This is a genomic window from Hymenobacter coalescens (assembly GCF_054783195.1).
The window spans coordinates 417580-442044 of record NZ_BAAGRA010000016.1 but is presented as its reverse complement, the minus strand read 5'-3'; the positions used below and the strand labels follow the sequence as shown (position 1 = coordinate 442044).

At 67.0% G+C, this 24465-nt stretch carries 18 protein-coding genes and 1 tRNA gene; 8 read left to right on the top strand and 11 right to left on the bottom strand.

Translation table 11 applies throughout. The features are described 5' to 3' along the window. Nucleotides 1-119: 119 nt before the first annotated feature. A tRNA-Ala gene (locus tag ACYVKQ_RS13305) sits at nucleotides 120-193 on the top strand. A 169-nt stretch (nucleotides 194-362) separates the two neighbouring features. Here the strand turns inward: ACYVKQ_RS13305 and cysK are convergent. Both cysK and epsC read right to left on the bottom strand, forming a co-directional pair. Beyond that, nucleotides 363-1286: a cysteine synthase A gene (gene cysK / locus ACYVKQ_RS13300; RefSeq protein ID WP_460675831.1), complete on the bottom strand. Its 924-nt coding sequence runs from the start codon at nucleotides 1284-1286 to the stop codon at nucleotides 363-365. A 97-nt stretch (nucleotides 1287-1383) separates the two neighbouring features. Continuing rightward, complete coding sequence (gene epsC, locus ACYVKQ_RS13295) at nucleotides 1384-2214, bottom strand: serine O-acetyltransferase EpsC (protein WP_460675830.1); 831 nt, start codon at nucleotides 2212-2214, stop codon at nucleotides 1384-1386. A 151-nt stretch (nucleotides 2215-2365) separates the two neighbouring features. Between epsC and ACYVKQ_RS13290 the strand changes: the two genes are divergently transcribed. Together ACYVKQ_RS13290 and ACYVKQ_RS13285 are read left to right on the top strand one after the other, a co-directional pair. Next, a complete protein-coding gene (locus ACYVKQ_RS13290; RefSeq protein WP_460675829.1) occupies nucleotides 2366-2704 on the top strand; it encodes a cupin domain-containing protein in 339 nt (112 codons plus the stop codon). 250 nt (nucleotides 2705-2954) lie between these two features. Next, a complete protein-coding gene (locus ACYVKQ_RS13285; RefSeq protein ID WP_460675828.1) occupies nucleotides 2955-5882 on the top strand; it encodes a right-handed parallel beta-helix repeat-containing protein in 2928 nt (975 codons plus the stop codon). A 115-nt stretch (nucleotides 5883-5997) separates the two neighbouring features. Here ACYVKQ_RS13285 and ACYVKQ_RS13280 read toward each other — a convergent pair whose 3' ends face one another. From ACYVKQ_RS13280 to ACYVKQ_RS13270, 3 genes are all read right to left on the bottom strand, one after another. Continuing rightward, entirely contained in the window at nucleotides 5998-7989 is a 1992-nt protein-coding gene (locus ACYVKQ_RS13280; protein ID WP_460675827.1) for a peptidylprolyl isomerase, read from the bottom strand. A gap of 141 nt (nucleotides 7990-8130) precedes the next feature. Continuing rightward, nucleotides 8131-9198 (bottom strand): MJ1255/VC2487 family glycosyltransferase, encoded by a 1068-nt coding sequence (locus tag ACYVKQ_RS13275; RefSeq protein WP_460675826.1) that lies wholly within the window; start codon nucleotides 9196-9198, stop codon nucleotides 8131-8133. A 119-nt stretch (nucleotides 9199-9317) separates the two neighbouring features. Continuing rightward, nucleotides 9318-11018 (bottom strand): LIC_10190 family membrane protein, encoded by a 1701-nt coding sequence (locus tag ACYVKQ_RS13270; protein ID WP_460675825.1) that lies wholly within the window; start codon nucleotides 11016-11018, stop codon nucleotides 9318-9320. A 112-nt stretch (nucleotides 11019-11130) separates the two neighbouring features. Here ACYVKQ_RS13270 and ACYVKQ_RS13265 point away from each other — a divergent pair, with 112 nt between their 5' ends. Continuing rightward, complete coding sequence (locus ACYVKQ_RS13265; protein WP_460675824.1) at nucleotides 11131-12060, top strand: hypothetical protein; 930 nt, start codon at nucleotides 11131-11133, stop codon at nucleotides 12058-12060. A gap of 92 nt (nucleotides 12061-12152) precedes the next feature. On the opposite strand, the gene ACYVKQ_RS13260 is transcribed toward ACYVKQ_RS13265, so the two are convergent. Continuing rightward, a complete protein-coding gene (locus ACYVKQ_RS13260) occupies nucleotides 12153-12755 on the bottom strand; it encodes a DUF4136 domain-containing protein (RefSeq protein ID WP_460675823.1) in 603 nt (200 codons plus the stop codon). A 163-nt stretch (nucleotides 12756-12918) separates the two neighbouring features. On the opposite strand from ACYVKQ_RS13260, the gene ACYVKQ_RS13255 reads away from it, so the two are divergent. Further along, nucleotides 12919-14382 (top strand): FAD binding domain-containing protein, encoded by a 1464-nt coding sequence (locus tag ACYVKQ_RS13255; RefSeq protein WP_460675822.1) that lies wholly within the window; start codon nucleotides 12919-12921, stop codon nucleotides 14380-14382. Between the two features lie 158 nt (nucleotides 14383-14540). Continuing rightward, entirely contained in the window at nucleotides 14541-16844 is a 2304-nt protein-coding gene (locus tag ACYVKQ_RS13250; protein WP_460675821.1) for a xanthine dehydrogenase molybdopterin binding subunit, read from the top strand. A 187-nt stretch (nucleotides 16845-17031) separates the two neighbouring features. Here ACYVKQ_RS13250 and ACYVKQ_RS13245 read toward each other — a convergent pair whose 3' ends face one another. Continuing rightward, nucleotides 17032-17997: a hypothetical protein gene (locus ACYVKQ_RS13245; RefSeq protein ID WP_460675820.1), complete on the bottom strand. Its 966-nt coding sequence runs from the start codon at nucleotides 17995-17997 to the stop codon at nucleotides 17032-17034. 237 nt (nucleotides 17998-18234) lie between these two features. Here ACYVKQ_RS13245 and ACYVKQ_RS13240 point away from each other — a divergent pair, with 237 nt between their 5' ends. Beyond that, entirely contained in the window at nucleotides 18235-19200 is a 966-nt protein-coding gene (locus ACYVKQ_RS13240; RefSeq protein WP_460675819.1) for an XdhC family protein, read from the top strand. Here ACYVKQ_RS13240 and ACYVKQ_RS13235 read toward each other — a convergent pair. The 4 genes from ACYVKQ_RS13235 to ACYVKQ_RS13220 form a co-directional block, all read right to left on the bottom strand. Continuing rightward, nucleotides 19197-19715, bottom strand: coding sequence for a hypothetical protein (locus tag ACYVKQ_RS13235; protein ID WP_460675818.1), 519 nt, complete (start codon nucleotides 19713-19715; stop codon nucleotides 19197-19199). The genes ACYVKQ_RS13240 and ACYVKQ_RS13235 overlap by 4 nt on opposite strands. Before the next feature lie 140 nt (nucleotides 19716-19855). Further along, a complete protein-coding gene (locus ACYVKQ_RS13230; protein WP_460675817.1) occupies nucleotides 19856-20398 on the bottom strand; it encodes a hypothetical protein in 543 nt (180 codons plus the stop codon). Between the two features lie 63 nt (nucleotides 20399-20461). Continuing rightward, a complete protein-coding gene (locus tag ACYVKQ_RS13225) occupies nucleotides 20462-21073 on the bottom strand; it encodes a hypothetical protein (RefSeq protein WP_460675816.1) in 612 nt (203 codons plus the stop codon). Nucleotides 21074-21143: 70 nt separating this feature from the next. Further along, on the bottom strand, nucleotides 21144-23024 hold the full coding sequence (locus ACYVKQ_RS13220) for an ABC transporter ATP-binding protein (RefSeq protein ID WP_460675815.1): 1881 nt from the start codon (nucleotides 23022-23024) through the stop codon (nucleotides 21144-21146). 2 nt (nucleotides 23025-23026) lie between these two features. Between ACYVKQ_RS13220 and ACYVKQ_RS13215 the strand changes: the two genes are divergently transcribed. Further along, entirely contained in the window at nucleotides 23027-24349 is a 1323-nt protein-coding gene (locus ACYVKQ_RS13215; RefSeq protein WP_460675814.1) for an MFS transporter, read from the top strand. Nucleotides 24350-24465: the final 116 nt, after the last annotated feature.

Below are 24465 nucleotides of genomic sequence, written 5' to 3'. Positions count from 1 at the left end.
GTTTTTATTTTCGCCGGGCGCAGATTTTTTAGCGTTTTTTTTGCCGGCGTGCTTGCAGATTTGAAAACGCGCTGTACTTTTGCATCACCAAACGCAACCGGCGAATGGTTCCTGAAAACGGGGGATTAGCTCAGCTGGCTAGAGCGCTTGCATGGCATGCAAGAGGTCATCGGTTCGACTCCGATATTCTCCACTCCTGTTTTTAGATTAGCCCCAAGAAGCCCGACCCTCTAGGTCGGGTTTTTTGTTTGGTGCTGGTTCTGCCAGAGTTTATACATCAGCTCCTCCAGCAAACACAAGGGCCCCGGCTTCCAGGAGGAAGCCGGGGCCCTTGTGTTTGCGCTTTGCAGTAGCCGGGCCGCTTATACGAACAGGCCGTCCACGGAGAGGTACCGCTCGCCGGTGTCGTAGCAGAAGGTGAGCACGCGGCCTCCCTGCGGCACTTCGGCCAGCTTCTTGGCCACGGCGGCCAGCGACGCCCCCGACGAAACGCCCATGAAGATGCCCTCTTCGCGCGCCGCGCGCCGCGCGTACTCGAAGGCTTCGCCCTGGCTTACCTGGATGACCCCGTCGAGCACGTCTTGGTGCAGGTTGGAAGGGATAAAGCCCGCGCCGATGCCCTGAATGGGGTGAGGGCCCGGGGCGCCGCCGCTAATGACCGGCGAAAGCTCGGGCTCCACGGCAAACACCTTCATCTGCGGAAACTGCGGCTTGAGCACTTCGGCCACGCCGGTGATGTGGCCGCCTGTGCCCACGCCCGTGATGTAGTAATCGAAGCCCTCGGGGGCATCCTGCAGAATTTCCCGGGCGGTGGTTTCGGCGTGCACCTGAATGTTGGCCGGGTTATCGAACTGCATCGGAATCCAGGCGCCGGGCGTGTCGCGCACGATTTCGTGGGCCCGCTCGATGGCCCCCTTCATGCCTTTCTCGCGCGGGGTCAGCTCCAGCTGCGCGCCGTAGGCGGCCATCAGCCGGCGCCGCTCGATGGACATGGACTCGGGCATAACCAGCGTCAGTTGGTAGCCCTTCACGGCGGCTACCATGGCCAGTCCCACGCCGGTGTTGCCGGAGGTCGGTTCCACAATCAGGCTGTCGGCGGTGAGCAGCCCGTCTTTTTCGGCCTGCTCAATCATGGACAAGGCAATACGGTCCTTGATGCTGCCGCCGGGGTTGGCGCGCTCCAGCTTCACCCACACTTCCACATCGGGGCGGATGGAGTGGAACAAGCGGTTCAGGCGCAGCAGCGGCGTGTTGCCGATGGTGTCGAGAATGGAATTGGCTTTCATGGAGAGTGAATGGTCAGATTGCTCAATGGCTCAATGGTTGAATGGCTGGCCGTTCTGGCGAATCGTTGAACGACCAGCCATTCAACCATTGAGCTATTTAAATGGAAAACGTAAGGTCGGCGGTGGGGTCCTCCACGCGCGTCACGTAGAGCTGCGCCCGGTGGTAGACGCGCGAGTGCGACGGTACGCTCTCGGTCAGCCACACGTTGCCGCCGATGATGCTGTGGCGCCCCACCACGGTGCTGCCGCCCAAAATAGTGGCTCCGGCGTAAATCACCACGTGGTCTTCGATGGTGGGGTGACGCTTTTGGTGGGCCAGCTCTTTGGCCACGCTCAGCGCCCCGAGCGTGACGCCCTGAAACAGGCGCACATGGTCGCCGAGCACGGCCGTTTCGCCGATGACGATGCCCGTGCCGTGGTCGATGCTGCAGGAGCGGCCGATGCGGGCGCCGGGGTGAATGTCGATGCCGGTGCGCTGGTGGGCGTACTCGCTGAGCAGGCGCGGCAGCAGCGGCACCTGCCGCTGGTACAGGGCGTGGGCGAGGCGGTGCAGCCCGAGGGCGTAGAAGCCGGGATACGTGCAAATGACTTCTGCCAAGTCCTGCGCGGCCGGGTCGGCGGCCATGATGGCGCGGGCATCGAGCAGCAGCAGCTCGTGCAGCACGGGCAGGCGGGCAAACAGGTCGGCGGCCAGCTCAACGGGCGATACGGGCAGGCCCGTGACACTGGTCAGCAGCGCCTGCAGCTGCTGCTGCTGAAAATCAAGCCTAGCGGCCACGTCGGCCGGGTCGGCCAGCCGTTGGCCGGTACGCTCGGGAAAGAGCAACTCCAGCAGCTCTTCGGCCAGCAGGCACAGCTGGGGCCCGGGCAGGGGCGGCGGCGCCGAGCGGTGGGCATCGGCCAGGGTGCGGAAAAACGCGTCGGTCATGGCAGGCATGGGTTGGGGCTTGACGCCCCGCCGGAGGGGTTCAACCGCTAAGCTGGGGAAAAGTTGGCGGCCGCGGGCTACAACCGCTACCGCGCTGCCTGCGTTAGGCTAAACAGAACCCGCATTTTCCACGACCCAAACATCCCGTATCATGGCCGACACGACCATCACCAAAGTAGACTCCCGCTTTTCTCCCCACGGCCCGGACGGCCAGAAGTACCTCGCCTCGGGCACGCACGTAGCCATGCGCCTCTGGGAAAACGAGCAGCCCAACGACGCGAAAGAGGCCGTCAGCCGCGCCTACGAAACCGTAGGCTTCGTTATCAGCGGCCGCGCCGAGCTGCACCTGGAAGGCCAGATGGTGCTGCTGGAGCCCGGCAACTCCTGGGTGGTGCCCAAGGGCGCCCAGCACAGCTACCGGATACTGGAAAGCTTCACCGCCGTGGAGGCCACTACGCCTCCGGCCCACGCGCACCAGCGCGACGAGTAACGCTCGTAGGCCCCCTCAGGACAGGCTGCCCGAACTTGGTTTTGGGCAGCTTTTTCTTTGTTCCATAAAATTACTTAAGTATATTGATATCAACTTATTAGCTATAATTTTTCAAAGTCATTATCACCAATTATTGGGGTACAAGGGCCTGCAGGCTGGTTGTGGGCAGCAGTGGGGGAAAAAGCGCCGGGGCTACGTCAACCTAGGGCCGGGCGGTTACGTTTTGGGGGCACACATTGATTTTCTTTCTATGAGACCAACCATACTTGCTTTGGGATTTGCGCTGCTGGGCTTCGGGCCGGCCGGCGCCTGGGCTCAGACCTCCCTTTACGTCAACGACAATGCCACCGCGGGCGACGTGTATACCTCGGCCCCCGGCAGCGACGCGAGCGGCAACGGCTCGGCGGCGGCCCCGTTTGCCACCGTCAACCGCGCCTTGGCCGAGGCCACGGCCGGCGCCACCATCTTCATCGACGCGGGCAGCTACCAGCAGACCATCGTGCTCAACAAGGCTGTGAGCCTGCAAGGCGCCGGCGACTCGCTCCGCAGCCCGGGCAGCGCCACCATCTTCCGCGACGGTCCGCGCGCGCCCGATAACGTGTACAGCGGCACGCCGGCCTTGCAGTTGCTGGCCGGTGGCACGGCCGCACAGCCCATCCGCATCAGCCGCATGAGCCTGCGTCGCTACGATTACGGCATCATTGGCTCCTTCACCGGCGACCCGCTGCAGGGCGTGGTGTTCGAAGACCTCGACATTTTCAAGTGCTACCGCCAGGGCATTGAGCTCGGCGGCAACGTGAGCGACCTGACCTTCCGGCGGGTGAGCATCCGCTTTACCCGCATTCAGGGCGAGCCGCCCATCAGCACCAATAACTTCGGCCGGGGCTTGTTCTTCAACGGGACGGACTTCGGGGCCGACAAGCGCAACCTGCTCATCGAGGACTCCGCGTTTGAGCAGAACCGCCGCGCCGGCATCGACGTGAACGAGCGCGCCACTTCCAACCTGGTGGTGCGCCGCTGCCGCTTCTACGGCAACCTCGGCCCGGCTCTGGCCCTGCTGAAAGTGGCCGGCCAGCGCGACGCGGGCGGCACCTTCACCACCATCGGCGCCCTGATCGAGGACAACGTCATCAGCGACAACGCCAGCAACGGCCTGGAGCTGAAAGCGTGCACCGGCAACGGTCTGGGCAGCGGCCCGGGCTCCTTCGTGGTGCGCAACAACCGCATCACGCGGGGCTTGAACCAGCCCACGGGCCTCGTCAACGACAACGCGGCGGTGGCCGTGGTCGACCGTGACCGAACGGTAGCGGACCGGCCCAGCTTCAACGACGACCTGACCACCAGCGGCCTCTGGATCGAGGCCAACGCCATCCGCGGCTACCGCTCCACGGCCTTTTCCCTGTTCAACCGCAGCGGTTTCGGCATCGTGCTGGAGGGCAGCAACCACCAGGTGCGCCACAACGTGGTGACGCGCTGCCAGTTCGGGGTGCAGATCCAGGACCGCCCGGGCACCACCGAGGAGCAGCTCACCCCTTACTTCGACATTGCCCGCAACGAGCCGCTGACCTCCAGCGGCATCATGGTGCAGGAAAACCTGATTGACTCCTGCGACGTGGCCGGCGTACGCGCCATCAACCTCACCAACCCGGCCAACGTGTCCCTGAACTGGCTCGGCGGCACCGCCCCGGCCGACATTCGCGGCGCCGCGGGCACGGGCGGGCGCGTGCGCACCCTCACGGGCAGCTTCGCGGAGGTGTCCTCGTCGGCGCCTTCGGGCCGGCTGCAGTTCAGCCCTTTCCTCAACAGCGCCGCCGACGTATCGGCCGCGGTGGGCTTTCAGCCCGACCTGAGCTTCCTGAACGTGGCCGCCAACGTGCCCGACGCGGCTCCGGCCGGCAATCTGCAGGAAGCCATGGCAGCCATTACCGACGGTGGCACCATTCAGGCGGAAGGCGGCAGCTACAACGAGGCCGTGACCGTCACCAAAAACGTGACCCTGACCCAGGAAAACCCCGCCTTGACGGTGAGCAACCTGACCCTGAACGGCGCCGGCAAAGCCCTGACGCTGGCCGTGCCGCTCACGATCAGCAGCAGCCTCACGCTCACGGCGGGCCTGATCAACAGCTCGGCAACGAGCCTGCTGGTCCTGGTCGACGGCAGCACCAGCAGCGAAGGCAACGCCGGCAGCTACGTCAACGGGCCGATGCAGAAAGCGGGCAGCACAGCCTTTGTGTTCCCCATCGGCCGCGACGGCGTGTGGGCACGCCTGGGCATTTCGGCGCCCACGGCCAGCAGCACGTTTACCGCCGAGTACGTAGCGCAGGCTTTCCCGAACCAAGCCGCGGAAGCTTCGCTTACCAACGTGAGCCGGGTAGAATACTGGAACCTGGCGCGCGCCGCCGGCAGCGGCAACGTGCAGGTGCGCCTCTACTGGGAAGATGGCGGCCGCAGCGGCATCAACTCGCTGGCCGAGCTGCGCGTGGCCCGCAACGACGGCAGCGTGTGGGTAAACGAAGGCAACGGCGGCACGACGGGCTCCCCGGCGGCTGGCTCCGTGGCATCGGCGGGCGCAGTAGGCGGCTTCGGGCCGTTCACGCTGGGCTCCATCAGCCCCATCAACCCGCTGCCCGTGGAGCTGACGGACTTCCGGGCCGAGGTGGAGGGCGAAGGCCGCGTCCGTCTGCACTGGACCACGGCGCAGGAACGCAACAACCGCGGCTTCGAAATCGAACGGGCACTGAACGGACAAAGCTGGAAAACCATCGGTTTCGTGGCCGGACACGGCACGACCACGCGGGCCCAGCGCTACAGCTACCTCGACGCGTCGGGCCCCACGGATGTGGTGTATTACCGTCTGCGCCAGATCGACCTCGACGGCCAGTGGAGCCATTCGACGGTGGTGGCCGTACGCTCGTCCGTCAGCAAGAAAGGCCAGCTGGCCCTGTTCCCCAATCCTACGGCCAACGAGCTGACCATCCGCCTGGCCGCCCCGGCTACCGGCGAAGCCACGGTGCAGGTGCTCGACGCGGTGGGCCGCACGGTGTGGACGACCACCGTACCCGTGAACGGACAAAACCTGCAGCTGCAGCTGGCGGGCCACGTGAAACCTGGCCTGTACGTGGTGCGCGTGAGCGGCAAAGGCCTGCCCACCGGCGCGCAGCCGCTGCAGGTGCAGTAACCACTCTCCAAGTACCCACGACAGCGGGGCCGCCGAATCAGTGATTCGGCGGCCCCGCTGTCGTTAGTGCCTACAAACCGTTGAGCGCATTGGCTCGACGGCCACCAGGCTGCCGTTATCGGGCGGAGGCGCGGCTGTTCCCGAGCAACTCTACCTTGTCGATCCGGTCGCCGATGTCGAGGCGGTGCACCACGTCCATGCCGCTTTCCACCACCGCGAAGATGGTGTAGCGTCCGTCGAGGTGGGGCGTGGGGCTGTGCGTGATAAACCACTGGCAGCTTTCCGTGTCCTTGCCGGCCGAAGCTAGTCCAACCGCCCCGGCGCCGTAGCCGCGGTCAGCAAACTCGGAGCGCAGGGTATAGTCGGTACCGCCCCATCCATCGCCGCGGGGGCAGCCGCCCTGGGCCACGAAGTTGGGCACCACGCGGTGGAAGTTCTTGCCATTGTAGAAGCCCTGGCGCGTGAGCTGCACAAAGCTGGCCACCGAGCCGGGCGCTTCTTCCACCAGCAGGCGCAGCACCACCGGCCCGCGCGAGGTGCTGACGGCGACGCGCTGCCCGGCCGGAATGGTTTCGACCAGCTGCCAGTCGATGGGATGCTGCGCCGCTGCGCTGGGCGTGGGCGTCGGCACGGCCTTGTTTTCGAGGTAGTCCAGGGCCTGCTGCAGCGCCTGCCAGGCTTCCACGTCGCGGGGCAGGCGGATGCGCTGCTGGGCAGCGCGCAGCAGCGCCAGGTTACGGAAGTCGCGGCGCATCTGCAGTTTTTCTTCCTTCAGCGCCCCCGCCGCCGTACCGATCAGCGCCACGTCGTCGCTACTGATGGCCCGCTCCAGCGTCTGCACGAACAGCGGCTGTTGACCGGCCGGGAAGTCGGGGCGGCTGCGCAGCGCCACCAGGGCTTCGATGCCGTAGGTGCTGACCACGGGCGACTGGCCCGGGGCAAAGGTGGCCTGCTCCACGAAGGCAAACGCGGCGGGGTCTTCGCCCAGGGCCTTGAGCAGAAAGGCCCGCTCGTAGGCATCGGTAGCGGCGGCGTAGCGCTGCTGAATGGCCGTGCGGATGCTTTCTTTTTCGGCCCCGGAAGCGTGGTGCAGGGCCGCGGCCAGCAGCACCGCGCGCGGGCGCCAAGCGTTCAGGCGGGCAGCTTTGTCGAGAAATAGCCGGCCGGTTTCGCCGGTGGCGTGGGTCAGAAAAAACTCAGCGGCCGTTACGGCTACCTGCCCTTGCGCGTCATCGAGGGCCGCCCAGGCAGCTTCCTTTACGGGCACGTACATGCCCGCGTTCATGGCGCGCAGGGCCGCTACGCGCACCCGGTAGTCGGCGTCGCGGCGCAGAATGCCGGCTAGCGTGGGCGCCAGGCCGGGCGCTTTCACCTTGCCCAGCGCCGCCGTCGCAGCGGCGCGCACGGCGTAGCTCGGGTCGGTGGTGGCCGCCGCAGTGACGGGCGCTTCGTAAGCCGTCAGGTCGAGGCGCGGGGTGCGGGCCAGCGTGTGGGCGGCAGCCAGGCGGGCGCCCAGCGGCTGCGTTCGGCTTAGCAGGCTCACGGCACGGCGCACGGCGGCCTCGGACGTGAGCCCGCGCAGGCCGGCACGGTACAGCCCCCAGGCCTGCCCGATGCTCAGCAGGGTATCGGCCGGTGTGGCCGAGGCGGGCAGGCGCAGCAGCAGCGGCAGCGTCTCGCGCCCCACGCAGCGGCCCAAGGCCTCCCATTCGTAGCGGCGGGCGCGGGCGTCGGTTTCGGTATTGATCTGGCTGGCCAGGGGGCCGGCGGCGAGGCTGTCGGCGGTTTGCCCCAGGGCAAACGCGGCGGCGGTGCGCACGTCCACGTTGGCGTCGGACAGAGCGCCAAGCAGGTCGGGCAGCGCGGCGCGGTCCTGCACCGACGCAAAGGCCAGGGCCGCCGCCTGCCGGTAGCGGGCCTTGGGATGCTGCAGGAAGGGCCGCAGCGCCTGGGTCTGGCGCTGGTCCTGGGCCGTGGCTATGCGGCGCAGGGTGCTGTCGGCGGCGAATTGGTTGAGCGGCGTATTGGCGGCTTGCGGAGGGCGGCTGGTGGAGCAGGCCGCGAGCAGCAAACCGAGGGCCGCGAGAGCGGGAAGGGAGCGGGTCATCGTGGCGGAAATTAGGCAAACCGCGCGGGATGCGCACACAGCTGCCCAATGCCTGCGGCACTTCGCTCCAAGACGAATGCGCGGCGCCTTGCTGACCACATCCTGCTCAAACCATTGCGTTCGGCTCGTAAGTAGGTCGAATCAGGAAACGGGCTGAACGGTATCGAGCACCGCAGCCAACTGCCGAAACAGTTCCTCGTTGCCCTGCTGCTGGTACTGGCTCAGCGCCTGCTCAAACGGCGTCAGATCGTACAGAAACGCCTTCAGGTTATCCGCCGTCAGTGCCGGAAAGTGGCGGCCGTAGCCCAGCTTCTCCACTTCGGCCGCGTTGAGCCACTGCTCGAACTGGGCCGGAATGGGAATGGCGCAGACGGGCTTGTGCAGGTACACGGCCTCGGAAATCAGCGAGAAGCCGCCGTTGGTGACCACGGCGCGGGCCGAGGCCAGGTCCGCGATGAAGCCGGCCTCGGAAAACGGGCGCAGCAGCACGTTGCCGTGCGCTTCGTCGCGGTTGAAGCCGAACACGCGAAACTCCTGCCCGGCAAGCTGCTGCAGCAGCGGCACCAGGTCGCGCTGGTTGGTGCTCGACTGGTACACCAGCACGTGCTGGCCGCGCGTGGGGCGCTGGGCCACGATTTCGGGCCGGATGATGGGCGGCACCAGCGTCGTGTCGGGCTTGGCGACGGGCGGGCGAAAGAACGTGGTGACGAGGTAGTGCCGCGACCGGGGCAGCTTGGCCCGCACGATGCCGCGGGCCAGCTCGAAGTTGCCGCGTTCCTCGCGCGGAATAGCCACGTCGAGCTGGGTGCGGCTGATGACCTGCATGTTGTCGATGCTGACCACGGGCAGGCGCTGCGTCTTGGCGAAAAAGTAGCTGAACGACTCGAAGTCGGAAATGACCAGATCGAAGCGGCAGCAGTCCGTCAGCAGGTCGCGGTAGCGCTGAAAGTTCAGCTGCAGGCTGGCCGGCGCCGAGCGCAGCGTAAAGCCGGCCGTGCGGCTTTTCGACACCGCTAGTTCCTTGTAGGCCAGGTGGAAGCCCCGGATTTCGCGCACCCGGCCGGGGAAGTTATCGGCCAGCAGCTTGTAGGCCCGGCTGCTGCTGACCACCTGCACCTCGTGGCCCTGCTCCAGCAGGTGGCGGATGATGACTTTGCTGCGGGTGGCGTGGCCGAGTCCCTCACCGGGGACGCCGTACAGGATATTCATGCGGGGCAGTTGGGGAAGTATGGGCTGGCAAGTAACGAACTGTCGGGCGGAAGCCGCGGCCCCGCCCGCAGCCATTGCTTCGCCCTTGCAATGGCACAGCGGACCAAGCCGCCTCCCCCCTACTCCGTGCGCCGAAACCCCTCGGCCAGGGTGCGGCCGCGCAGGCGCAGGCCGGCTTCGGTGCAGTGCGCGCAGGGCAGTGGAGCGCCCCAGCACTGGAAGCCCTCCCGGGGCACGCGCACCCAGAGGCCCGGCGCGACCGGCACAGCCACCGTAGCGGGCCGTGGCGGCGGCTCGGGCCAGAGCATGCGGCGGGCAAACGGCGCCGGCGCCTGGCGCAGCTGGTAGAGCGGGTCGCGCAGGTTGTGGAGCACCCAGAGCAGCAGCAGCACGGCCGGCACGTAGCGCAGCCGCCCCGCCTGGCTGGGGCCGGGCCAGCGCGGCCCCAGCCAGGGCCACAGCGCCGCCACCAGCAGAAAACCGGCTCCAAAGCGGTAATCAGGGGCGGCCACAAACCAGAACACGCTGCCCAGCCAAGCCACCAACCAGCCGCCGGCCCAGCCGGCTTCTTCGGCAGTGCGGGCCCGGCGCCAGCGCCACGCGGCCACCAGCGGCGAGGCCAGCCCAGCCACCACCACGGCCCCGGGAAAGCCGATCATGGGCGCCCACCAGTTAGGCCACCATTCCCACAGCGTCTGATTCGGCACCGCGTACGGGCTTTGGGCGGAGTTGCGGGCCAGGTTCACAATCATGTTGTGCTCCATGCGGGCGTAGGCCAGCGGCAGCTTCCAATCGACGGCGAAGAAATCCAGCGCCGGCAGCGGGTAAATCAGGTAGCCCGACAGCACCACGTTGCGCGCCAGCCAGGGCAGGGCCAGCAGCAGGCTTAGGCCCAGCGGCAGCAGCCAGTGCCGTAGCGGGCTGGCCGCCCCGCGTCCGGCTGCCCACAGCGCGTAGGCCGGCAGCACCAGCACCGGCGCGGCCGACAGCTTCAGCGTGACGGCCCAGGCCGCCAGCAGCACCAGCACCAGTCGCTGGGCTTCGGTGCTGCGGCCCGGCGGGTGCTGCGCATAGTAGAGAAACAGCAGCACCAGCAGCGCGGCCGTGGTGCAGTCGGGCGTCACCGACGAAAGCCAGACCTGAAACGAGTAAATCAGCAGCAGCAGCAGCAAAGCCGGCGCCCACACCCGGCGGGCATCGAGCAGCGGGGCGCGCAGGCCCGCCACGAGGGCCCGCACCGCCACCGCGGCCAGCAGCAGGTACACGTAGGCGCTGAGGGCGTACACCGGGCCATCGGGCGAAGGCACCCGAAACATCGCCAGCGGCAGGTAGATGCTGGAGTTGAAGGCCAAGCGCCCGTGCAGATTACCCAAGCCCGGCACGGCCGCGTAGCGCTCCGTCCACTGCAGCGTTTGCAGCTGGTAGAGGCCCACGTCGTAGTTGATGGGCCGCTGGGCGGCGAAGGTGAGCAGCCAGCCCAACAGCAGCAGCAGCAGCAGCGCGCCCACGCGTTCGGCCGGCTGCCAGCGGGCGGGCCACTCCCGGCGCAGTGCCGCCAGCCAGCGGCGCCGGTTCAGCAGCAGGCAGGCCAATACCCCCAGCCCGGCTACGCCCTGCGCCAGGGGCCCCACCGGTGCCAGCAACGACCAGCCCTGCAGCGCGGCCGTGAGCAGGGCCAGGCCCGTCAGGCTCAGCCACTCGGGGGCCGGCAGTTGCTCGGCGCCGGCTACGCCCGCGCGGGCCGCCAGCCGAAAGGCCGCCGTGCCGAGCGCGGTAGTGACGGCGGCAGCCAGCAGCCAGACAAGCAAAACGGTGAGCATACGGCCGCAAAGGTGCCGAAAACGTACCCGCGCGCCAACAGTCGTGCAACACCGGCCCGTTTTTTGGATATTGGCGGATTATTTCCTCCTCCTTGCTCTCCAGCCCCCCTTTATGCAGTCCTTTTCTTCGCTGCGCCTGCTGCCGCTCGCGCTGCTGTTAGCCGCCGGTGCGTGCACGGCACCGCGCTCCATTATTTCTTCCGGCAAGGTTACGCCGCAGGGCCAGTTCAAGGTTGGCGGCAACATAGGCTTCAACGTCGGCACGGCGTCCATCGGCAAAATCACCGGCGCGGCCAAGGACCTGGCCAAGCAGGCCCTGGCCCGCGACACGATTCGCTACGAAGAGGGCTTCGATAAGATTCAGGCTGCCACGCTGGCCTACGTGCTCGACCCCACCGTCGCCACCTCCGACCTCTACGTGCGCTACGGCCTGCTCCGCCGCGTGGATGTGGGCTACAAATACTCGTTCGGCGCCCACAGCTTCGACGCGATGTACCAGTTTATGGGGCCGCTGGGCACGCCCGAAAAGCCCGAGGGCCAGCCCGGCGCCGCCTACGGCAGCGTGGGCCTGCAGTTTTCGACCCAGAATGCCAAGCTGCCCAGCATTCCATTCCTCGAAGACACGGAAAGGATTCTGGGCTTTTCGGCGCGCCGCATGGACCTGCTGGTGCCCGTCGTCTTCAGCCATTCCTTCGGCCCCGAGGAGCAGATCGGCAACGTGTCATACGGGGTGGTGTACAGCCACACCTTCCTGAAGTACGGCTTCGAGCCGGGCAAGCTCTTCAATTACATCCCGGGCTCGAACCGCGTCACCGACCGGATTCCGAACCTGGTGGCCCGCCGCGACTTCGGGGCGCTCGGCGCCTTCGTCAACATGAAGCTGGGCTACCGCTATGCTTACGTGCTGCCTGCGCTGGCTATTTACTACCAGAATTTCGGCACCTACGAGCTGCTAAACAACAAGCAGACCAAGCTTAAGGGCGTCACGTTTATTCCCACGCTGGGTTTGCAGTTCCGCATTCCGGCCGGCAAAAACCGCTAAGCACCCGCCAGATCCGTCCTTTACGCACAACGCCCTTCCAAACCTGGAAGGGCGTTGTGCGTCTATTACTCCCCTTGTCTTCTGGTACCGGCTCAGCGCATCGGGGCTTCCTGCTGGTAGTCCTCCGACAGCACCCGGTAGCGGTCGAAGATCGAGCGCACGGCCCGGCGCATCACGATAGATGCCTGCGCGCCCTGCCGGGCCGTGACGTTAGAGGCGTAGCCCTGCCACACCGCGCGGCCGTTTTTGTGGTCGATGAGGGTAATGAGCAACGTACCATCGTTGAGCAGGTAGCGCACGCGGTCGTAGCCCTGCCGCTCGTCAGCGGGCGTTTCGTCGCTTTCCACCTCTTCTTTGCGCATCCACTGGGTGAGTTCGGGTTGGTTGTAGCCGGTGAAGCGCATGGCGCCGTCGAACACGCGGTACGAAATCAGCAGGTCGGGGCGGCGCGCGTTCAGGCGGTAGCCCTGGGCACGCAGGTGCGTCTGGATGGCGTCGCGTACGGTTTCGTCGAGCACGGCCCCGCTATCGGCCGGCGCGCCGGCTTCCACACCCTGCAGAAAGGCGAAGGTGCGGTAGTGACGAAAGTTGCCGGCGTAGCTGTAATCGGACTCGATGCGCCCCTCGCGGGCGGTGAAGCAGCTGCTAAGCAGCAGAGCTAAAAAAGCAGTGGCAGCCGTAGCGGTGGGTTTCATAAGCAAAGCGCGGGCAAAAGGCGTTTGAAAGAATTAGAAGTTACTCATATTTCTACGTACGGAAAAAATATAGCCGTTGATTCTCAAAGTTTAACCTGCCGCCCCGGCTCCCGGCAGCCGGATTTGCTATCTTGCTTGTCCGCCCTTTGGCGGCGCTTCAGCCATGCTCCAGTTTTACCTCAACGACCAGCTCGTGCGCCCCGACCACCGGGCCGGCAGCACCCTGCTCGACTACGTTCGCTACCACCAGCACCTGACCGGCACCAAGATCGGCTGCCGCGAGGGCGACTGCGGCGCCTGCACCGTGCTGGTGGGCGAGTTGCAGCCCCATGACGGCACGGTGCGCTACCAGTCCATGACCAGCTGCCTCACGCCGCTGGGCAACGCCCACGGCCGGCACATCGTCACGGTGGAGGGCATCGGCCAGCCGGCCGGCGGCCTCACGCCGGTGCAGCAGGCCATCGTGGCCGAAGGTGGCACGCAGTGCGGCTTCTGCACCCCGGGCTTCGTGATGTCGCTGACCGGGCACTGCCTGGGCGGCGCGGCCGCCGCGGAGGCCACCCGCGCCAGTATCGACGGCAACATCTGCCGCTGCACGGGCTACAAGTCGCTGGAGCGGGCCGCCGACCGCCTCACCGCTCAGCTGCTGGCGCGCGACGCGGCCCCGGAACGCCTGGCCTGGCTCGTGGCGCAGGGCTTCGTGCCGGCCTACTTCGCCGAGGTGCCGGCCCGCCTGGCCGAGCTGCGGGCTGATACGGTGGCCGACGTGGCGGCCCGCACCGGCGGGCAACTGCCCGCGCCGGGCGAAGGCGCTTCGGCGGCGTACCTGCTCGGCGGAGGCACCGACCTGCTGGTGCAGCGCGCCGACGACGTGCTGGCCGCCGAGGTGCAGCTGCTCTACGGCCACCAGGAGTGCTGCTTTATCCGCGAGCTGCCCGATGGCCGCCTGAGCCTGGGCGGCGCTACCACCGTGGAAGATTTGCGCGGCTCGGCTTTGCTGCAGGCCCGCTTTCCGCGGCTGCGACAGCACCTGAAGCTGGTATCGAGCACGCCCATCCGCAACATGGCCACCGTGGCCGGCAACTTCGTCAACGCCTCCCCCATCGGCGACCTGACCATCTTCTTTCTCGCCCTCGACGCCGCGCTGACCCTGCAGGACGCGGCCGGCCGCACGCGCCAGCTGCCCCTGCGCGAGCTGTACCGCGGCTACAAGCAGCTTAACCGCCAGCCCGACGAGCAGCTAACCGAAATCAGCTTCCGGCCGCCGGCGGAGGGCGAGGTGTTCAACTTCGAGAAAGTCAGCAAACGCACGCACCTGGACATTGCCAGCGTCAACAGCGCCGCTCGTTTGCGCGTGACTGGCGGCGTCATCCAGGAAGCGCACCTGTCGGCCGGGGGCGTAGGGCCTACGCCGCTGTACCTGCACCACACCTCCGAGTGGCTGGCCGGCCAGCCACTGAGCGCGGCCACGCTGCGGGCGGCGGGAGAGCGGGCGCAGGCGGAAATCAGCCCCATCAGCGACGCCCGGGGCACGGCCGAGTACAAACGCCTGCTGCTGCGGCAGCTGCTGTACGCGCACTTCCTGGAGCACTTCCCCGAGCAGCTGACGCTGGCCGAGCTGATTTAATCTTCGTTTTTCGTCGCTCGTTGTTTGTTTTTCGCCGCTACTGGCCCCTGGTGACCTGGCGGCTTTCGGTTGCGGTGAGTTGTGCCCGCCCCGCTGCGTCTTGTGCAGTAAGGCCCCGCGCTTCCGGCCGAAAAACGAACAACGAAAACGCCTTGACTATGCACAACCTCGACGCTGCCGGCCACGTGCGCGGCGAATCCCAATACCTCGACGACATTCCGGTGCAGCGCGGCACGCTGCACGCGGCCGTGTTTGGCTCGCCGTTGGCCCACGGCGTCCTCAACGGGCTGCGCCTCGACGCCGCCCGCCGCGCCCCCGGCGTAGTGCGCATCCTCACCGCCCAGGACATTCCCGGCGACAACCAGATCGGGGGCATCGTGCCCGACGAGCCGCTGCTGGCGGAGGGCCACGTGCATTTCCAGGGCCAGCCGGTGGCGCTGGTGCTGGCCGACACCGAGGCCCAGGCCCGGGCAGCCGTTCGGCTCATCGAGGCCGACATCACACCGCTGCCGGTCATCACCGACCCGCGGGTCGCCCAGGCCCAGGGCGAGCTGATCGTGCCGCCGCGCACCTTCCGCCTCGGCGACCCGGCCGCCGCCTGGGCCGATTGCGCCCACGTCATCGAGGGCACGGCGGAAAGCGGCGGGCAGGAGCACCTCTACATCGAAACGCAGGGCGCTTACGCTTACCCCACCGACGGCGGCGGGGTACGGGTGCACTCCTCCACGCAGGGTCCCACGGCCGTGCAGCGCCATACGGCGCGGGTGCTGGGCACGGGCATGCACAAGGTGGAGGTGGACGTGGTGCGCCTTGGCGGCGGCTTCGGCGGCAAAGAAGACCAGGCCACGACCTGGGGCGCGCTGGCCGCGCTGGCCGCCTACGTGCTCCGCAAGCCCGTGAAGCTGGTGCTGCCCCGCCATGACGACCTGCGCATGACCGGCAAACGCCACCCCTACTCCTCCGACTTCCGGCTGGGCCTCTCGGCCGACCTGAAGCTGCTGGCCTACGAGGTGACTTTCTACCAGAACGCCGGCGCCGCGGCCGACCTTTCGCCGGCTGTACTGGAACGCACCCTGTTTCACGCCTGCAATACCTACTTCATTCCGAACGTGCGGGCCACGGCCTACAGCTGCCGCACCCACCTGCCGCCCAACACCGCTTTCCGGGGCTTTGGCGGGCCGCAAGGCATGTTTGTCATCGAATCGGCCATTGCGCAGGCGGCTGAGCAGCTGGGCGTGCCGGCCTACGAGATTCAGCGCCGCAACCTGTTGCAGGACGGGCAGGTGTTTCCCTACGGGCAGCGGGTGGAGGACTGCAACGCTACGCTGAGCTGGCAGACCGCCGACCGGCAATTTGAGCTGGAAAAGTGGCAGGCCGAGGTGGACCGCTTCAACCAGCAGCACCACGACCGGAAGCGCGGGCTGGCGGTGATGCCCATCTGCTTCGGCATTTCCTTTACCAAAACGGCCATGAATCAGGCCCGCGCGCTGGTGCACATCTACACCGACGGCTCGGTGGGCGTAAGCACAGGGGCCGTAGAAATGGGCCAGGGCGTCAACACCAAGATGATTCAGGTGGCCGCCCGCACGCTGGGCGTCAGCCCCGGCCGGGTGCGCCTCGAAACCACCAACACCACCCGCGTGGCCAACACCTCGCCCTCGGCCGCCTCGGCCACGGCCGACCTCAACGGCAAGGCGGTGGAAATGGCCTGCCGCGCGCTGCGGGCCCGCCTGCTGCGCCACGCCGCCGACGAGCTGAAGATGAACTACGAGGGCCTGGAAATCCGCGACGAGCAGGTGCTAGATGCCGGCCGCCCCGCCGACTCGGACTGGGAAAAGCTGGTGTCGTCGGCGTACTGGAAGCGGGTGAGCCTGACGGAAAACGCCCACTACGCCACGCCCGACCTGTGGTTTGACCCGGCCCAGGAAAAGGGCCACCCCTTTGCCTACCACGTGTACGGCACGGCCGTGGTGCAGGCCACCGTCGACGCCGTGCGGGGCACCTACGCGGTGGACGCGGTGCGCCTCGTGCACGACTTCGGCCAGAGTTTCACGCCCGGCATTGACCGCGGCCAGATTGAGGGCGGGCTGGTGCAGGGCCTGGGCTGGATGACGATGGAGGAGCTGATTTACAACGCGGATGGCCGCCTGCTCAGCAATGCCCTGAGCACCTACAAAGTACCCGACCTGTACAGCGTGCCCCCGGTGCTCGACGTGGAGTTCTTGGAAACGCCCGGCCACCCCAACGCCATCCTGCGGGCTAAGGCCGTGGGCGAGCCGCCGCTGATGTACGGGCTGGGCGGCTACTTCGCCATCCGCAATGCGGTACGCGCCTTCCGCCCGGATGTGCGCCCGGCCTTCTCCGCCCCCATCACCCCCGAAAAGGTGCTGATGGCCCTGCACGGGCCGGCCGAGGCAGTGGCGGCCCCGCTGGCTCCGGCCTCCGCCGCGGCCGCCAGCTAAGGAACCAGCCGCTGCTGGGTGAAATGTGAACGTCCTGCTGAGCCGGCGCCTACCAGCTTAGCAGGACGTTCTGGTTTTCTCCTTGCCCACACGCTCTGGCGACTGGATTCATCTAACGCACAAGCCCCGTTCGGCAGCAGCTACCGAACGGGGCTTGTATGTTGATCAGCCCATGCCTTGCGCCCCGCTAAAACCGGCGGGTAAGCGTTAGCACCCCACCCGAGGGCTCGGCCGGGGATGAGTAGCTGTTTACGCCCAGGGTAGTGCGCGGGGCCGGGGCTTTGGGAGCCAGCAGATTCCAGGCCCCGAGCGCAGCCGTGGCCGTGCCCAGCCCGATGTTGAGAAACGACACCGCCTTCTTGGTTTCGTTGTAGCTGTGCCCGCCGTAGGCCCGCGACTCGTCGTCGATTAGGACGATGGTGCCCAGCGCGGCCTGGCCCAGGCCCGAGGCCAGCCCGGCAATGGCCAGCCCCTTGCCGGGAATGGCCTTGAGCGCCCGGCCGGCGTTGAGCACCGCCAGCGGCGCGTTCAGCCCGCTCCACGCGGCCGTAGCCGCCCCGTAGCCACCCGATACATAGTTTTCGGTGGGCGGGTTGGGCCAGTTGTACGTCGGCTGAATCATGGCGCACTCCTCCAGCGTGAGTCCCGACTGCCCCACCCAGGCCAGCAGCGCGGGCGTGCGCATGTCTTGGATGTAGTCGTACTGGTGCGCGGCGTTTATGCGCTCGGCCAGAGCCCGGCCGGCCGATTGCTCCACCAGGTACCCTACCGCGCAGATGCGGCCGGCATTGTCGATAAAGCAGGGACGCCGCTCGTTGGGGTACGCTTCGTTGCGCGGAAACACGCCGGCCGTACGGTAGCGGTGCAGATGGTCGAGCAACCGGGCGCGGCGCTGCCGCTGCGCCTGGGTCATCTGGCGCACGTCGCGGGCGCGCAGCAGCTCTTCCACGTACGCCAGGTGGGTAGCGATGCGCGTCTGCTCGTTGTCGGTGGCGCGCGGCTCGTGCCCGTAGCGGGTGTGGAAGCTTGCATTGCCCAGCACGGGGTTGATCCGATCAGCGGACCTGGTACGCGTGGCTTCGGCGGGCCAGAACAGCCAGCCCAGGCCAAGCAACAGCAGCGCCAGGGCCGCGGGGCGTAGTGAAGTGCGCATATAGAATGCTTGTAAGAAGGGATGAAAAAGAGCTGTAGGCCACAGTCGACGGGGCACCTACTGCTGGAAGAGCCCGCAGCCGCAGCCAGCGGTTGCATGGCTCGCCGCCGATTTGAGCCGTACCGCACTACTACTCAAGCCAGACATCCTATTTTACGACCATAAAATGCTTTCTTGCAGGTGGATTCACCCACCACCTTGGACCTTCTTAGCGCCTCTCCCCCCGTTCCACGCGATTTGCTGGTATGGCAGCACGCCATTGCGTGTCTGCGGGCCGGCATTCCTGCTACCCTGCTGCTGGTAGTGAGCAGCAGCGGGTCGAGCCCGGGGCGGCAGGGCTTCAAGATGAGCGTGGCCCCGGGCAGCATGGCCGGGTCCGTCGGCGGCGGTATCATGGAGCACAAGTTTGTGGAGCTGGCCCGCAGCCGCATGCACGAAGGCCAGACGCAGGTGCTGATCCGGGAGCAGATTCACCGGGGCGAAGCCGCCCACAACCGCTCGGGCATGATCTGCTCGGGCCAGCAAACCCTGGTGCTGCTGCCGCTGAATGCCGAGGCTCACCTGCCCGCCCTGCGCCTCGTAGCCCAGGCCTTACAGCTCGACAGTCCCGCCTGGTTGCAGCTCACCGCCTCCGGCGAGCTGCGCGTCGACACCTCGTTGCCGCCCCCGGCCCTGGGTTACCACTCAGACGATGAAGGCTGGCGATACACCGAAATGCTGGGCTTCCGCGACCAGCTCATCGTTGTGGGGGGCGGGCATGTGGCCCTGGCGCTGTCGCGGATAGCGGCGACGCTGGACTTCCGCCTCACCGTTCTGGATGATCGGGCCAACCTGAACACCTTGCAGCTCAACCCGTACGCCCACGAGAAGCGCACCGTGGACTACGGCCGGCTGGCCCAGGAAATTGCCGAAGGCCCGCACCAGTACGTGGTCATCATGACCTTCGGCTACCGCACCGATGCGGTGGCGCTGCGGCAGCTGCTGACGCACCGCTTGGCTTACCTGGGCGTAATGGGCAGCGAAGCCAAAATAGCGGCGCTGCGCCGCGAGCTGTGCGAGGAGGGCTACGGCACCGATCAGCTAGCCCATGTGCACGCGCCCATCGGCCTGCCCATTCACAGCCGCACCCCCGAAGAAATTGCGGTCAGCATCGCGGCTGAGCTGATTCGCGTCCGCAACGCTCCGTTCGCTGCCGGGCGCTAGTTGGCGCTCTGCAGCAGGGCGCACTCCTCGATGGTCAGCCCCGACATGCGTACCCAGTGCTGCAGCTCCGGGTGGCGGATGGTTTCGATGCGTTCGTGGCGGTAGCGGCGGTCAAGGTCCTGCACCAGCTCGCGCCCGCCGGTTTGCTCCATGAGGTAAGCCAGGGCCCCGGCGCGGCCGCTTTCGTCGAGCAGGCTGGGGCGGCTGCCAGCCGGCCGGGCCTCGTGCTTCGGAAACCGGCCGGCGGTGCGGTAAGTGTGCAGCAGTTTCAAGGTTTGGTAGCGGCGGCGGCGCAGATGGCTGGGCAGGCGGCGGGTGCCTTTGTGGCGCAGCACGTCCTCGGCGTATTCGAGGTGGGCGGCAATGCGTTCGTGCTCATCGACGGCGGCCGGTGCGTAACCTACCGTGGAAATATAGGCGCCACCGCCCTTGCGGGCAGTGGCCGGATCATGCTGGCAGCCCGTGCCCAGGAGCACGGCCAGCAGCAGGCTGGCGGGGATAAAAAACGGCTTCACGGTGGGTAAGGATAGTAGCGCATAAGCGGCGGCCGGGCTGCGGGCAACACCCCGTGGCTGACGCCTCTACCCCCCATGATCCTAAATTAACCTCGCAGGTTGCAAGAACCTGTAGATTTTCTTAGTCACCGCTGGAATCCTCAGGGTATCAGGTGCATCGGCACCGATTCGGCCGTGTACACTTCGCCATTGCGTAGGCGCAGGCGCCATACAAAGTGTTGCGTGGAGGGCTGCGCCGGCCCGTGCGCCAACTGCAAAGACCAATCGTTGAGCGGTAAGTTGGCCAGGCGCGTACCGCCCACCGGGCTCGTTAGCAGTAGGTCGTTGAGCGGGGTGCCGGCCGGGTGCTGCGCGTCGTAGTCGTAGCGGCTGGTGACGGTCAGCGAGTCCAAGGCTTCCGTAGTGCCTTTGTAGCCGGGCTCTGCCGGGCTGCAGGCCACCGCGGCCGGCACCAGGCCGGCTGACGCGTAGAAGCGCTTCTGCAGGGTAAAAAGCAGGCGAAGGTCGGCGGTGCGCACCGATTCGCCGGCCCCCACGACGCGCCCTGCGCTGGTAGCCACCAGGTCGGTGCCTTCCACGTCAAAGTAAGGCAGGGCGTCGCCCCGGCCGCATTTCTCGCCGGTCAGCAGGTCGCAGGCCGGCAGGCCGACCACTATGCCGCTGAGCAAAAGCCATTTTCGCATGATTAAGGGTAGTTGATGGAGTCGCGAGGAATCAGGTGTCGCAGGCCGGATGAGTTACCTTGTTCAGGGCTGCACCGCCAGCACCGGGGTTTCGGCCTCGTACACTTCCCCGTTGGTCAGGTGGTAGCGCAGGCGGAACTGCTGCGGCCCGGCCTGCGCGGGCGGCACCGTCAGCTTGCAGCGCAGCCCGCTCATGCCCTCGGGGCTGGACGGGGTGCCTTGAAGCTGGCTCAACAGCGTGACGGGCGTGCCAGTGCCGGTATGGGGCAGTAGCTGCACGATGTCGTTGAGGGGCGTGCCGGCCGGGTGCCGGGCATCGTAAGCGTAGCGGCTGCGGATGCTCACCGAGTCCACCTGCTCGGTGTATTCCGGCTGGATGCAGTCGGCCCAGGCCACAAACCCGCCCCGGGCCGGCGCGGCCCCGTAGCGCCGTTCCCGCAGGTTTATGGTCAGCAGCAGGCGGCTGGCCTCGATGCTCTGCCCGGTTTCCAGGACCATAGAGCTGGTGCCCAATGGTTCCCGGTAGGCTTTCAGCTCCACGCCTTCCACGTCGACGTAGCGGTGGCCGCCGCCGCAGTAGTATTTCTGGTCGCCAAACAGCAGCTCACAGGCCGGCAGAGTGAAACCCAGCAGGGCGGCCAGCAGGCTAATTTTAAGCGCGGATCGGGTAAACATGGCGGATAACAACGGTTGACTTACCAGTGGATGCCCGTTTCGGCTCACGGCGTTGCATCCGCTCAGGATATTATTGGTAGCCGGCGGCTTGCAGCCGAAACAGCTCGGCGTAGCGCCCGCCCCGGGCCAGCAGCTCCTCGTGGCTCCCGATTTCGACGAACTGCCCGTGCTCGATGACCAGGATGCGGTCGGCCATGCGCACAGTGCTGAAGCGGTGCGAGATGAGCACGGCCGTTTTGCCCAGGGTCAGGTCCTTGAAGCGCTGAAACACCTCGTACTCGGCGCGGGCGTCGAGGGCGGCGGTGGGCTCGTCGAGAATGAGCAGCTGCGCGTCGCGCATATAGGCGCGGCCCAGCGCAATCTTCTGCCACTCGCCGCCGGAAAGGTCCACGCCGCCGTTGAAGCGCCGCCCGATCATCTGCTCGTAGCCCTGCGGGAGCTTGGCAATGACGGAGTCGGCCAGGCTCTGCTGGGCGGCCTGCTCGATGCGCGGCTGGTTGTTTTTCTCCTCGATGCGGCCCACGGCCAGGTTCTGCCCGGCGGGCAGCTGAAAGCGCACGAAGTCCTGGAAAATGACCCCGATTTCCTGGCGCAGCTCGGCCGGGTCGTACTCGCGCAGGTCGTGGCCGTCGAGCAGGATGCGGCCCTCCGAGGGGTCGTAGAGGCGGGCCAGCAGCTTGACGAGGGTGGTTTTGCCGGCCCCGTTTTCGCCCACCAGCGCCAGCTTTTCGCCGGCGCGCAGCTCAAAGCTCAGGTGGCGCAACGCCCATTTCTGCGCATTGCGGTACTTAAAGCCCACGTTGTCGAATGTAAACCCTTGGCGGATGGGCCGCGGAAACGGCCGCACGGCCTGGCCCTCTTCGGGCCGGCGGATGCGGGGCTGCAGGTGAAAGAAGTCGAAGAAGTCCTGCAGGTACAGCGCGCCCTCGGCCACCGAGCTGAAGCGGCTCAGGATGCCTTCCAGCAGGCCGCGCATCCGGGCGAAAGAGCCGGCCAGGAAGGTGAGCTGGCCGATGCTGATCTGCCCGCCCGCCGCTTGGCTGATGATGTACACGTAGGCCGCGTAGTAGCCGGCCGCCCCTACCCCGGCGAAGAACGTGCCCCAGCCCGCCCGGCGAATCACAAGCGACTTATTCTGCTGGTAGAACTGGTCGGAGAGCAACCGAAACCGGTCGATGAGGAAGCCGGAGAGGCCGAAGATTTTGACCTCCTTGGCCGTGTCGTCGGAGGCGCCGGTCTGGCGCAGGTAGTCCAGTTCGCGGCGCTCGGGCGTCCAGCCGTGCACCAGCGAGTAGCTGCGCTCGTTGAAGTGCGACTCGCCCAGGAAAGCCGGCACCACCGCTACCAGCAGCAGCAAAAGCAGCCAGGGGTTGAAGGCTGCGAGGCCCACGGCCAGGAACGCCATCGTGATGAAGTCCTGGGCCTGCGAAAGCACCTGCGCCATGAGCACGGTGCGCGAGAGGGTCTGGCGGCGGGCGCGCTCCAGCTTGTCGTAAAAGGCGCTGTCCTCAAACTGGTCCAGGTCGAGCTCGGCCGCGTGCTGCATCAGGCGAATCGAGGTCTGGTTGGCGAACAGGTCGCCCAGCAGCGAGTCGAGCAGGGCCACGCCGCGGCCCAGCGCGTCGGAGAGGATGGCCAGGCCAAACTCCAGGGCCACCAGATCCAGCACCGGCGCGAGGCTGCTCTCGGCGGCGGGCTGTCGGCTGAGCAGCAGCACCGCGTCGAGGATGAGCTGGGCCACGTAGAGCATGGCCACCGGCAAGGCCGCCCGCAGCAGGCGCAGCGCCACGTTGCCCAGGGTCAGGCCGGGCGAGGTCTGCCAGATCAGCCGCAGAAATTCGGGCAGGTTTTTCAGCGCCGAAAACCGTTCCCGCACCGTCAGGGCGGGTTTGCCATCGGGCCGCGGACGCTTGGCCGATACGCGTTGGAAAAGATTCGTCCAGAAGCTCATAGGTGCAGGGCTTACGCACACGCCGCGCCAATGGCCGGGCCGCGCCGTTTTGGCAGGGGCGCCGGGCGCCGCGGCGGGCTCCGAAATACCGGGCTACCTTTGCCGGGCCATCCGCGCAGCGCTTACCCATGTCCACTCCTGCTTCCCCCGGGAAGGTTTACACGGCCGGTTTCTGGCTGATGTGCCTCTCGTCCTTCCTGTTTTTTTTGAGCTTCAATCTGCTCATTCCGGAGCTGCCGGACCACCTGACCGGCCTCGGCGGGGGCGAGTACAAGGGCCTGATCATCGCGCTGTTTACCCTCACGGCGGGCATTTCGCGCCCGTTCAGCGGCAAGCTGGCCGATACCGTCGGCCGCATTCCGGTGATGGTGGTCGGTTCGCTGGTATGCTTCGTGTGCGGCTTCTTCTATGTGTGGGCCACCACGGTTTTTTCCTTTCTGCTGCTGCGCCTGCTCCACGGCTTCAGCACGGGCTTCAAGCCCACCGGCACGGCCGCCTTCATTGCCGACATCATTCCGCTGGAGCGCCGCGGCGAGGCCATGGGCCTGCTGGGCGTGGCCGGCACGCTGGGCATGGCCGTCGGCCCCATGATGGGTCCCTACGTGACGGCCGCCTTCTCCCTGAACGCGCTGTTCTACGTATCGTCGGGGCTGGCGCTGCTCTCGGTGCTGGTGCAGGGCACCATGACGGAGACACTGCCCGTGGCCCAGCGGGAGCGGTTTCGGTGGAGCCTGCTGCGCATCAACTGGCATGAAGTGCTGGAGCCGCAGGTGCTGGCCCCGGCCCTGGTGACGCTGCTCTGCCTCTTTCCCTACGGCGCCATCCTGACCGTGGTGCCCGACCAGAGCCGCGTGCTGGGCTTGACGGGCGCCCAAAAAGGCCTGTTTTTCACCTGTTACACGCTTTCCACCTTGGTCATCCGTCTGCTGGCGGGCCGCGCCTCCGACCGCTACGGCCGCGTGCCCGTGCTGCGCATCTCCTCCGTGGCGCTGGTGCTGGCCTTGGTGGTGCTCACTTTTGCCCAGGGACCCTGGCTGTTTCTGGCCGGGGCGGTGCTGTTCGGGCTGGGCTCGGGGCTGAACTCGCCCACGCTCTACGCTTGGACCATCGACCTGAGCCACCCCGAGCGGCGCGGGCGGGCCGTCAGCACCATGTACATCGCGCTGGAAATCGGTATCGGGCTGGGGGCGCTGCTGGCCGGCTGGCTCTACGCCAACGAGCCCGCCCGCTTGCCGCTGGTACACGCGCTGAGCGCCGCCGCGGTGCTGGCGGCGCTGCTGTACCTGCTGCGGCAGCCCGCGCACCGGCCGGTGCAGCGTGCCTAAGCAAGCCGACCACCGAGGCGGATCCAGCAAAGTTCCCTATGGGAGAACGGGGGATTAGCGCAGCACGCAACGTGCTGGGTGCGCCCCGGTCCAGCGGGCCTAGGCAGCCTGCCATG

Excerpts from the sequence above, each read along its gene's own strand:
- ACYVKQ_RS13245 (WP_460675820.1), bottom strand. The coding sequence starts at position 17,997 with ATGCGCACTTCACTACGCCCCGCGGCCCTGGCGCTGCTGTTGCTTGGC.
- epsC (WP_460675830.1), bottom strand. The coding sequence starts at position 2,214 with ATGACCGACGCGTTTTTCCGCACCCTGGCCGATGCCCACCGCTCGGCG.
- ACYVKQ_RS13285 (WP_460675828.1), top strand. The coding sequence starts at position 2,955 with ATGAGACCAACCATACTTGCTTTGGGATTTGCGCTGCTGGGCTTCGGG.
- ACYVKQ_RS13270 (WP_460675825.1), bottom strand. The coding sequence starts at position 11,018 with ATGCTCACCGTTTTGCTTGTCTGGCTGCTGGCTGCCGCCGTCACTACC.
- ACYVKQ_RS13260 (WP_460675823.1), bottom strand. The coding sequence starts at position 12,755 with ATGAAACCCACCGCTACGGCTGCCACTGCTTTTTTAGCTCTGCTGCTT.
- cysK (WP_460675831.1), bottom strand. The coding sequence starts at position 1,286 with ATGAAAGCCAATTCCATTCTCGACACCATCGGCAACACGCCGCTGCTG.
- ACYVKQ_RS13275 (WP_460675826.1), bottom strand. The coding sequence starts at position 9,198 with ATGAATATCCTGTACGGCGTCCCCGGTGAGGGACTCGGCCACGCCACC.
- ACYVKQ_RS13255 (WP_460675822.1), top strand. The coding sequence starts at position 12,919 with ATGCTCCAGTTTTACCTCAACGACCAGCTCGTGCGCCCCGACCACCGG.
- ACYVKQ_RS13290 (WP_460675829.1), top strand. The coding sequence starts at position 2,366 with ATGGCCGACACGACCATCACCAAAGTAGACTCCCGCTTTTCTCCCCAC.
- ACYVKQ_RS13220 (WP_460675815.1), bottom strand. The coding sequence starts at position 23,024 with ATGAGCTTCTGGACGAATCTTTTCCAACGCGTATCGGCCAAGCGTCCG.
- ACYVKQ_RS13265 (WP_460675824.1), top strand. The coding sequence starts at position 11,131 with ATGCAGTCCTTTTCTTCGCTGCGCCTGCTGCCGCTCGCGCTGCTGTTA.
- ACYVKQ_RS13230 (WP_460675817.1), bottom strand. The coding sequence starts at position 20,398 with ATGCGAAAATGGCTTTTGCTCAGCGGCATAGTGGTCGGCCTGCCGGCC.
- ACYVKQ_RS13280 (WP_460675827.1), bottom strand. The coding sequence starts at position 7,989 with ATGACCCGCTCCCTTCCCGCTCTCGCGGCCCTCGGTTTGCTGCTCGCG.
- ACYVKQ_RS13250 (WP_460675821.1), top strand. The coding sequence starts at position 14,541 with ATGCACAACCTCGACGCTGCCGGCCACGTGCGCGGCGAATCCCAATAC.
- ACYVKQ_RS13225 (WP_460675816.1), bottom strand. The coding sequence starts at position 21,073 with ATGTTTACCCGATCCGCGCTTAAAATTAGCCTGCTGGCCGCCCTGCTG.